An 8,418-nucleotide genomic window follows, 5' to 3' on the forward strand; every position below is an offset into this window, starting at 1 on the left:
TTTAGAAGATCTCGTTTCAGTCGCAGATGAGTATGTGAACAACCGGCTGGCAGATTGTGAAGTTCCCACGCCATCCCTTGGGCGCCTACTAATCGCAAATAACTGCGGACGGTCTGACAAGGTGGCTACGGCTGAACTGCTCGGCCCCAGCAACCACCTACACGGAAAGCTTGGCGAAATTGCCGAAGCCTTACTTAGGCCCTTGGTCGATGACGCATTGATCGCCCAAGCCGAGGACGGTGAGCTATGAGCGCCCATATCATAATCAACGAAGCGCTTGAGAGTTTGGAGCATGCCGCAAGCACGCCCGATCAAGCGCTGGCCGCTCAAAGAATGATCGCCGAATTTCTTGTTGATCGGTCAATCACTCTTCTTGAATTCGAACATTACTGCGCACGACTGAACAAGGTTGCGCGCAAGGAGGCAGCGTGAGCACAGCCCCGGTTAAATCGCTCATTGATGAGCAGCTTGAAGAGCTGTCAGCCAGTACCAGCCCAGCAAGCGACCGCGTACTGATGGTCTTCAAGGGGCGCGACTGGCAAGACGCTTTGCGCGCTGCTGAACAGGGTTTTATAGAGAACGTTCACGCCTGGAGCCAGCGCGCTTGCTTGTGCGGCGAGTGGACAGTCACTTATGAGGTGAAGCTGTGATGATTTGCGGAAATTGCAATCAGCCTGGCATTCGCTGGGTCGGTCCATTCAGCAACTTGACCCACACCGAGTGCCCGCACTGTGGTGGCACGAACTGCCAGCGCGACGAGCAACTGGAGCAGGATGAGCCTGAGACGGAAACTTGCGGCTGCGGCGCCAAAGGCGAGGTGAACTACGACGATGGCACCGAGGTGCGCTACTACTGCTACGGCAGCCTGCCGATGTGTTCGCCATGACCACCCACCAACGCGCCCGGCGCCTACTCATCTGGCGCGGCTCATTCTCTGCCCTTTCCTTCTGCAGCTTTCTGATGCTGCTTAGCGCCTTCGCTGACCGAATCACTCAATAGGTAACCCATCATGCCAATCGATCCTCGGGCTAACGCCCCCGAGCGCATTGCTGCGCCCGCTCCGATGCCTCACGTCAGCCGTCGCGCACTTAAACGCGTCAAGAATCCAATCCCTGCTCCAACAACCTGCCGCTACTGCAATGGTGAAGTGCGCCTGGTGTGCAACTCTGAAATCTACAACGGGCGCAGCTACGGGGATTGGCCCTATGCCTATCTCTGTGATGACTGCCGGGCATATGTGGGCCTGCACCCGGACACGGACATTCCTCTCGGAACGCTCGCAGACGACAAGCTCCGGGCAGTTCGTAATCGCAGCAAGACAGCCTTTCACAACCATATGCGAAAGGCAGGCCTAACCCGGACGCTCGCCTATCAGTGGCTGGCCGGCCAAATGGGCATTGAGATCGGCAAATGCCATTTCGGGTGGTTTGACCACGCTGAATGTCTCGCCGCCGAGAAGGCCGTTAAACAGGCTGCCCCGCCTACCGCAATGGCTCAGGCATTCGCCAAAGCTCAATAAACCAAACCTTTTACCGCTGCGAGCATCGCGGCAGGGATTCCTCATGTCCGCACATACCGAACTGGCAGTCGTGCCAGCGCAAGAAACCGCTCTCGCCGTATACAGCACACCAAACGGCCTTGAGCCTTGGCTGCAAAAAGTTCGCGCCGAAGTGGACGCGTTCAATCAGTGCCTGCCTGACCTGGCAACCGTTAAAGGTCGCAAGCAATACGCTTCAATGGCTTACAAAATCGCCCAAACGAAAACCGCCCTAGATGATATGGGGAAAAAGGTTTCGGCTGAGCAAAAGGAAATCCCAAAGAAGATCGACGCCGAACGCAAGCGGGTCTGGGACACGCTGGAGCTGTGGCAGAAAGAAGTCCGCAAGCCACTGGATGATTGGCAGAAAGCAGAAGACGCCCGGGTTGATAAGCACAACGACGGCATCCAGAAAATTAGGGACATGGCGCTTTTCGACGCCACGCCGCAAGCCGTCACCGTTGCCGGTGTAATTGCTGATCTGGAAACCATCACAATCGACGATAGCTGGCAAGAGTTCCTGCCTGAGGCTGCACAGGCAAAAGACCTGTCCTTGACCAAGCTTCGCGCCCTACTGGCCGAGCGTACTCAATACGAAGCTGAACAGGCTGAATTGGCGCGACTGCGTGCAGAAGCAGAAGCACAGGCGCAGCGCGACCGCGATGCAGAGATTGCCCGCGCTGCTGCTGAGCGTGCACGTGTGGAAGCCGAGCAGCGCGCACAGGCCGAGCGTGATGCAGCAATAAAGCGCGAAGCCGATGCCAAGGCAGCAGCTGAGCGCCGCGAAATGGAGCTAAAGCTGGTTGCTGAGCACGCTGAACGTGCCGCCGCCCAAGCTGCGCGGGAAAAGATTGAGGCTGAGCAGCGTGCTGCTCAGCAGAAGATCGACGACGAGCTACGCCACAAGCAGCAAATGGAACAGGCCGAAGCCAATCGCATTGCCGCCGAGCAACGGGCCGAACAGGAGCGCCTTGATGCTGTACGCCGCCAAGAAGAAGCGGTCGAGCGTGCGCGCCAAGCAGAGGTCGCCCGCCAGCAAGCGGCAGCGGATGAAGAACGCCGCCAGGCAGAAGCCCGTGAAGCCGACAAAGCCCATAAGGCCAAAATCAACCGTGCTGCGTTGGACGCTTTCATTGCCGCAGGCATGCCTGAGGACTGCGCCCGCCAGGCCATTACGCTGATCGCTCAGCGCAAAATCCCGGCGATCACCATCACATACTGAGGTTGCTATGAGCAATGATCTGGCAATTGTCACGCAAGACATTTATGCCTGTCGTGATGAGTTTTTAGCTGTTCAGTCAGAGCCATCCCTGAACTTTGACCGTGAAGCAAATTTCGCCATTCAAATTCTTGAGGGGAACAGTTACACCCTCAGGGTCGCTTTACAGAACCGCCAAGCGGTTATTGATGCCGTCACGAACATTGCTTCTATCGGCCTGAGCCTGAACCCCGCCAAAAAACAAGCTTATTTCGTCCCGCGCAAGGGGAAGATATGCCTCGATATCTCTTACATGGGCCTCATGGACTTGGCTATGTCGACCGGCTCCGTCCGATGGGGTCAGGCCAAGCTGGTCTATGAGAGCGATACGTTTGAGCTCAATGGTGTCGACCAACCGCCCACACACAAGACCAAGCCATTTGCCCCGGACAGAGGGCATGTCATTGGTGTGTATGTAGTCATCAAGACAGCCGATGGCGACTACCTGACTCATCCAATGAGCATGGCAGAAGTTATCGCTATTCGTGACCGATCCGAAGCCTGGAAAGCTTACGTCAAAGACAATTCGAAAATTTGCCCGTGGGTTACAGACCCCGGCGAAATGACGAAGAAAACTTGTGTAAAGCAGGCCTACAAGTATTGGCCCAAGACCGAACGGCTGGAAAAGGCAATTCATTACCTGAACACCGAAACTGATGAAGGGCTTAAACAGGTTTCTGCCGTGCCGCAACCTAATTACGACTTGGCTGAAAAATGGATTGCTCTCGCCAATGCAGCAATAACACGTGAGGCGTTAACCGAAATTTGGAAATCAGGAGTTGAAGCGATTCGAGAGGCCAAAGACCCGGCCTCCTACGAAGCATTCAAAACGGTCGTTGTAGCGCGCGGCGAGGAGCTTAAAGCGGCGCAGCAGGCTGATCCTGCTAACGAAGAAGTCGAATTTGAAGAGGTGAGCGCATGATTATTGTTAATTGCACCCAGGGCTCGCCTGAGTGGCTGCAAGCCCGCGCCGGAGTAATCACGGCCAGCATGTTCAGTACCGCTCGCTCTAAGGTGAACGGGTTGAATGCTCAGCAGCGCAAGTACGTCGACGCCATGCTTGCCGGCAAAGGCGAGACTACAGCTATGGCGCTGGCCGGCTACAAGGCTGGCCCAAAAGCCGAGGTCGTCCAGCGCGCTCTGGACGGCGAAACAGTTGGTGAGCCATCAAACACAGCCCTTACCTACGCCTTTGAACTGGCTGTCGAGCGTATCGGCGGTGCACCACTTGATGGCGGGTTCGAAACTTGGCAGATGCGCCGAGGGCACGAACTGGAGCCCGAGGCGCGCATGGAGCACGAAATCCAGACCGGGCTGATCGTAACTCAGGTCGGCTTAGTGAAGACGGATGATGGCGTGTTTGGCGCCAGCGCTGACGGTTTCATCGGCGAAGACGGCGGCTCGGAATACAAGTGCTTCCTCGCTCCCGACAAGCTCCGCGCCTTCCACATTGATAACGACGCCAGTGATGTCATCGACCAGGTGCAAGGCTGCATGTGGATCACTGGCCGCAAGTGGTGGCACATTGGGATGTACTGCCCGCTACTAAAGCCTGTAGGCCGCCAGCTCTGGTGGAAAGAGTTCGAGCGCGACGACGACTACATCGAAAAGCTTGAAGAGGATCTGTGGGAGTTCAAGCTATTGGTCGATGGGTATGAAAAAGCCCTCAGGAGCAAGGCCGCATGATCAGCAACCACCTCAATCTGGTTGAACAACAGCGGCAACGAGCCGAGGCGTTATCAGACCAGGTAGCTCAGTTCATTGCAGCGGGTGGGCAGATCGCCCAACTCAAAAGCCAGCCGCGCAACCCTCTTCCGCCTCCCCGCTCAAACAGAATCGACCCTGAAACGGTGCTCAAACGAAAGCCCAAAGGGTTGTCATTGGCTGAGCGCCGGACGCTTCGCAAAATGGCGGACTCGCTATGAGTAAAACCAAGCGCAAGCCTCACAACCTCAAGGTGCGAATCGAGCGATCGTGCCGCGCCCTGCTCTCCACGAATCACGTCGCGGTGGTGAACATCGACCCCAGCGGTCGCCAGGGCATGATCAATTACAAGTCGCTCAAGAACGTCGCGCCCGGAAAGATCGGCCAGGCCGTTTGCGGCATCCCGCACCGCTGGACGATCTACCTCAGCGTGCTTTGCCTAGACGCCCGCGGTGATCGCTACAGCAAGTCGATTGAGGTAGCGCCAGACGGCAATTACCTCTCTGACCACCTAGAGGAAGTGATCGAGCATTGCTACAAGCAACTGCGTGAATCGGCCAACCAAAACCAGATGGTGGCTTCTGGCTGGATCGCCATACCGGAAGTGATATCGCTGGATGAGGCGCACGCGGCGCGGATCTTTGAGGCGGTAGGCGCCTGGAATCAGCAGAAGGTGGATTCATGCGCCGCATAACCCGCATCCAACAACGCAAACGACAGACCTGGCTGGACTTGCCGGCCAGTGGAATTGAAGAGGTAGGCCATGGCCAAGACTGTTCAAGAGCGATCGGCCAAGGCTGCGCAGAAGCGCCGGACGGTCGCCGAGAAGGAATTGCGGCACAAGGTCAGACCGGGTATCGAGCAGGCCATGGGCCGTATACGCGCCCGAAGCAAGGTCACAACAATCAGTGAAGTGTTGCAGATCGCGGTCATGAAAATGGACTTGATGGAAGAGGACGAGCTCAAAGCTTTCTTGAGCTATCCGCGCCACGAAATCCTGATTAGCGAAAATGTGGCGCGCGATTTTCATAACGAAAGCCTGAAAGAGCTTCTCGCAGATCCCGGTGACGAAATAGTCGAGCCTAAAAGCTCGGGCGATTAGCGTCATTCAAATAACAAATAATGGTCAACGAAAACTCACATACTTCATTTCCGCACTTTAATCGGTACCGCCTGCGCGAATAAAAGTTCGAACCCATAAAAGACATAGTCCGAATACAAGCGGCGGCCAAACTATGAATGCCGCCTCTTCAGGATCGAAAAGCTCCGAAAGGAATCGCTTGGTCGTGTACCAGTCATCTGTAAAAAAAGAAAAAAGCGCGTACAGAAAAATCACGCCAAACACAGCAACAGCGACCCAGCCAATGACCCCTAGTGTCTTCTCAACAAGCTTTTTCTGAGCGTTATTCATCCTTGCCCTCGCACATAATTTTAAAACTCACAGATACCGTAATTGAGCCTAAATTGCCGTTACGGAGTTGAAGATTAATCCTACCCTGAAGGTAAACCCATGCCTATTCGCCACAGCATCATCCACCAGATCGACAAAAAGCCAGACGGCTCCCCTGCTGTTCTGCATATCAGCAGTGCGGAACTGATCGAATCGCAGGCCACTGAAAACCTGCTGAACGACTTCAACGAGGCGTACAACGCCAAACAGGGCAAGGGCTGGGGTTTCTTCCACCATGAGTCAGGCGCCTACCCTTTCAGCGGCTGGCTGAAGGGCTTTTACGACGGTGGCGATTTCATCGAATTCAGCCAAATCGCTGTCGAGAACCTGACCAAACTGATGGAAGAATCAAACCTTTCCATTGGTGGCCACGTTTTGTTCGCGCACTACCAACAAGGCCTAACGGATTACCTGGTTGTCGCCCTACTCCAGCATAGCGAGAGCATCACGGTAAATGCTGACCTGACTGTCACGACCTCCAAGCACGTGGACTTCGGCAGCATCACTCTGGCTGCCCGGATCAACCTGTCGGAATGGCGCAACAACCCAGGCTCACGCCAGTACGTGTCATATATCAAAGACAAAACCGGCAAGAAGTCCTCGGAGTACTTCCGCGACTTCATCGGCTGCCAAGAAGGCGTAGACGGACCGGGTGAAACCCGAACCCTGCTCAAGGCGTTCAGCGACTTTGTTGAGAGCGAAGATGTGCCGGAAGAATCTGCCCGCGAGAAGACACAGGCGCTGGTCAGTTACTCAATGGCTCAGGCCAAGCTCGGCGAGCCGATCACCCTCGACGAACTGTCAGAGTTGATCGACGAAGACCGCCCGAAAGCCTTTTATGACTTCATCCGCAACAAGGACTATGGCCTGTCACCGGAGATTCCGGCGGATAAGCGCACGCTGAACCAGTTCCGACGCTTCACTGGACGTGCTGAGGGACTTTCGATCAGTTTTGAGCAGCACCTGCTGGGCTCCAAGATCGAGTTCGACAAAGAGGCCGGAACGCTGACGGTGCGCGGGCTGCCAACGCAGCTCACTGATCAGCTCAAGCGTGCTTCTGGCTGATACTTATTGATAGGCATTACCCATCTTGGATTGCAGCCACTCAATGCACTCAGGACACCAGCTTTTCTTTCAGATATCCGGTGGCTTGTGATAGAAGTATTGAAATGCGTTCTCTCCTCTTGCGTTCATCTAGATTCCAACCACCTTCGGAGAGACGATTCTCAATCCATGAGAGATCGTCACCTTCCATGTCGATCTCTGTATCATCAAGAAAATCTAAGTTGCTCTGAATATAGAGTTGGCACATGTCAAACAGCTCTAAAACCTCACTGTAATACATTCGTAGTTCATCGCCCCACATAACGTCGGCCTCAATGAGAATCGCCTCCATATTACTTCGACACTCATGACTTTTTGCTAAATCGGCTCGCAGAATACTCAATATTTTTTGTAAGACACTCCAATCAGCACTTTGAAGATTCGAACTGTTTTTACAGTTATCTGCGGTTCTGGTTATCACGAGCGCTTGCGCTTTCAATCTTTCAGTCTCAAGTAATAATTTTCGGGCCAGTTCGTGATCAGACTGACCTCGCAACTGCTTCTTCCACGCACTGAGACCGAAAACGACTGCAAAGATCGTAGCAATAGCGGCCCCTGTTTCGGCCAATTCATGAATGTCTTTGGCCACAAAAAAATCTGCTTTAGGCAAAACGCCGCTCCAAGCAGCACCAGCGAAAAATAGGAGCACGCACCCAAACCAAACTACTGAATCACCCCACCTCATCTACACACCCCAAAAAAATCAATTAATACTCCAAATAACTGAATCACGCCACTGGCGAGGATCCCCTATGAATATCTATCGGCACTCATTCACAGCGGTATGCCCCGCAGACGGCGAAGTGATCATTTACCGCCTCGAACTTAAGTCTACGATCATGATTCATGTCGAGCACATCAAAACGGCAACCGCGCTGATCAAGAAAGGCTGGCACGAGCAAATCGCCGATGACCTGGCCAAGTGTCTTGGTGGCGATCAAACAATCACTGCCACACACCAAGGCGTTGAGATTGAAACAGTGAGGCTCAGCGGATGATCCATTATCACGGAACACCGGTCGGGGGTAGGCGGGAGGACGCTGCGAAGTTTTTAGCTGGACGGCACGCCCTGGTGCCATTCCCGCGTAAGGACGATCTTGGGATTGTCGCAGATGTGTGCAAATCGTTTGTTTTCGATAACGGCGCGTTCACTGTGTGGAAAAAGGGTGGGCAGGTAGACGTCGAAGGCTACACGCGCTGGGTCGAAGACTGGCATCGACATCCCGGATTCACTTGGGCGCTCATTCCGGACATTATCGACGGCGACGAGCAGGCCAACGACGACCTTGTTCGGCAGTGGCCAGAGGCGCTTCGCGGCGTGCCAGTCTGGCATTTGCATGCATCATTTGAGCGGTTGCAGCGGCT

At 54.6% G+C, this 8,418-nt stretch carries 14 protein-coding genes and 2 pseudogenes; 14 read left to right on the forward strand and 2 right to left on the reverse strand.

Going from position 1 to position 8,418, the window contains the following annotated elements:
• The 11 genes and pseudogenes from AQS70_RS05755 to AQS70_RS05805 all read left to right on the forward strand — a co-directional run.
• Positions 1-250: pseudogene (locus AQS70_RS05755) on the forward strand (hypothetical protein); the annotation flags it as partial.
• Entirely contained in the window at positions 247-432 is a 186-nt protein-coding gene (locus tag AQS70_RS05760; RefSeq protein ID WP_055101946.1) for a hypothetical protein, read from the forward strand. The pseudogene AQS70_RS05755 and the gene AQS70_RS05760, both read left to right, overlap by 4 nt.
• A complete protein-coding gene (locus tag AQS70_RS05765; RefSeq protein WP_055101947.1) occupies positions 429-650 on the forward strand; it encodes a hypothetical protein in 222 nt (73 codons plus the stop codon). Before AQS70_RS05760 ends, AQS70_RS05765 begins: the two co-directional genes overlap by 4 nt.
• A complete protein-coding gene (locus AQS70_RS05770; RefSeq protein ID WP_055101948.1) occupies positions 650-886 on the forward strand; it encodes a hypothetical protein in 237 nt (78 codons plus the stop codon). Before AQS70_RS05765 ends, AQS70_RS05770 begins: the two co-directional genes overlap by 1 nt.
• Before the next feature lie 123 nt (positions 887-1,009).
• Complete coding sequence (locus AQS70_RS05775) at positions 1,010-1,519, forward strand: zinc-finger-containing protein (protein ID WP_055101949.1); 510 nt, start codon at positions 1,010-1,012, stop codon at positions 1,517-1,519.
• Positions 1,520-1,562: 43 nt separating this feature from the next.
• Entirely contained in the window at positions 1,563-2,759 is a 1,197-nt protein-coding gene (locus AQS70_RS05780) for a coiled-coil domain-containing protein (protein WP_055101950.1), read from the forward strand.
• 7 nt (positions 2,760-2,766) lie between these two features.
• The gene (locus AQS70_RS05785) at positions 2,767-3,717 is read left to right on the forward strand and encodes a recombinase RecT (protein ID WP_055101951.1); all 951 of its coding nucleotides are present in this window, start codon (positions 2,767-2,769) and stop codon (positions 3,715-3,717) included.
• Positions 3,714-4,481, forward strand: coding sequence for a lambda exonuclease family protein (locus AQS70_RS05790; RefSeq protein ID WP_055101952.1), 768 nt, complete (start codon positions 3,714-3,716; stop codon positions 4,479-4,481). The genes AQS70_RS05785 and AQS70_RS05790 overlap by 4 nt, the downstream gene beginning before the upstream one ends.
• A complete protein-coding gene (locus AQS70_RS05795) occupies positions 4,478-4,720 on the forward strand; it encodes a hypothetical protein (protein ID WP_055101953.1) in 243 nt (80 codons plus the stop codon). Before AQS70_RS05790 ends, AQS70_RS05795 begins: the two co-directional genes overlap by 4 nt.
• A complete protein-coding gene (locus tag AQS70_RS05800; RefSeq protein ID WP_055101954.1) occupies positions 4,717-5,193 on the forward strand; it encodes a hypothetical protein in 477 nt (158 codons plus the stop codon). The genes AQS70_RS05795 and AQS70_RS05800 overlap by 4 nt, the downstream gene beginning before the upstream one ends.
• Before the next feature lie 69 nt (positions 5,194-5,262).
• Positions 5,263-5,601: a hypothetical protein gene (locus tag AQS70_RS05805; RefSeq protein ID WP_055101955.1), complete on the forward strand. Its 339-nt coding sequence runs from the start codon at positions 5,263-5,265 to the stop codon at positions 5,599-5,601.
• Between the two features lie 57 nt (positions 5,602-5,658).
• Here the strand turns inward: AQS70_RS05805 and AQS70_RS05810 are convergent, their stop codons facing one another.
• Positions 5,659-5,910 carry a hypothetical protein gene (locus AQS70_RS05810; protein WP_055101956.1) on the reverse strand — a complete coding sequence of 84 codons (252 nt, stop codon included), beginning with the start codon at positions 5,908-5,910 and terminating at the stop codon, positions 5,659-5,661.
• Positions 5,911-6,009: 99 nt separating this feature from the next.
• Here AQS70_RS05810 and yejK point away from each other — a divergent pair, with 99 nt between their 5' ends.
• Positions 6,010-7,014, forward strand: coding sequence for a nucleoid-associated protein YejK (gene yejK, locus AQS70_RS05815; protein ID WP_055101957.1), 1,005 nt, complete (start codon positions 6,010-6,012; stop codon positions 7,012-7,014).
• Between the two features lie 49 nt (positions 7,015-7,063).
• On the opposite strand, the gene AQS70_RS05820 is transcribed toward yejK, so the two are convergent.
• Complete coding sequence (locus AQS70_RS05820) at positions 7,064-7,702, reverse strand: hypothetical protein (protein WP_156355029.1); 639 nt, start codon at positions 7,700-7,702, stop codon at positions 7,064-7,066.
• Positions 7,703-7,805: 103 nt separating this feature from the next.
• Between AQS70_RS05820 and AQS70_RS05825 the strand changes: the two genes are divergently transcribed.
• Together AQS70_RS05825 and AQS70_RS05830 are read left to right on the forward strand one after the other, a co-directional pair.
• Positions 7,806-8,051 carry a hypothetical protein gene (locus AQS70_RS05825; RefSeq protein WP_055101959.1) on the forward strand — a complete coding sequence of 82 codons (246 nt, stop codon included), beginning with the start codon at positions 7,806-7,808 and terminating at the stop codon, positions 8,049-8,051.
• Positions 8,052-8,125: 74 nt separating this feature from the next.
• Positions 8,126-8,418: pseudogene (locus AQS70_RS05830) on the forward strand (hypothetical protein); the annotation flags it as partial.

Source organism: Pseudomonas endophytica, from assembly GCF_001411475.1.
GTDB classification, from domain to species: Bacteria; Pseudomonadota; Gammaproteobacteria; order Pseudomonadales; family Pseudomonadaceae; genus Aquipseudomonas; species Aquipseudomonas endophytica.

Bases quoted from the DNA above. Each gene is read 5' to 3' on its own strand.
- AQS70_RS05760 (WP_055101946.1), top strand. From the start codon at position 247: ATGAGCGCCCATATCATAATCAACGAAGCGCTTGAGAGTTTGGAGCAT.
- AQS70_RS05770 (WP_055101948.1), top strand. From the start codon at position 650: ATGATTTGCGGAAATTGCAATCAGCCTGGCATTCGCTGGGTCGGTCCA.
- AQS70_RS05775 (WP_055101949.1), top strand. From the start codon at position 1,010: ATGCCAATCGATCCTCGGGCTAACGCCCCCGAGCGCATTGCTGCGCCC.
- AQS70_RS05780 (WP_055101950.1), top strand. From the start codon at position 1,563: ATGTCCGCACATACCGAACTGGCAGTCGTGCCAGCGCAAGAAACCGCT.
- AQS70_RS05785 (WP_055101951.1), top strand. From the start codon at position 2,767: ATGAGCAATGATCTGGCAATTGTCACGCAAGACATTTATGCCTGTCGT.
- AQS70_RS05790 (WP_055101952.1), top strand. From the start codon at position 3,714: ATGATTATTGTTAATTGCACCCAGGGCTCGCCTGAGTGGCTGCAAGCC.
- AQS70_RS05795 (WP_055101953.1), top strand. From the start codon at position 4,478: ATGATCAGCAACCACCTCAATCTGGTTGAACAACAGCGGCAACGAGCC.
- AQS70_RS05800 (WP_055101954.1), top strand. From the start codon at position 4,717: ATGAGTAAAACCAAGCGCAAGCCTCACAACCTCAAGGTGCGAATCGAG.
- AQS70_RS05805 (WP_055101955.1), top strand. From the start codon at position 5,263: ATGGCCAAGACTGTTCAAGAGCGATCGGCCAAGGCTGCGCAGAAGCGC.
- AQS70_RS05810 (WP_055101956.1), bottom strand. From the start codon at position 5,910: ATGAATAACGCTCAGAAAAAGCTTGTTGAGAAGACACTAGGGGTCATT.
- yejK (WP_055101957.1), top strand. From the start codon at position 6,010: ATGCCTATTCGCCACAGCATCATCCACCAGATCGACAAAAAGCCAGAC.
- AQS70_RS05825 (WP_055101959.1), top strand. From the start codon at position 7,806: ATGAATATCTATCGGCACTCATTCACAGCGGTATGCCCCGCAGACGGC.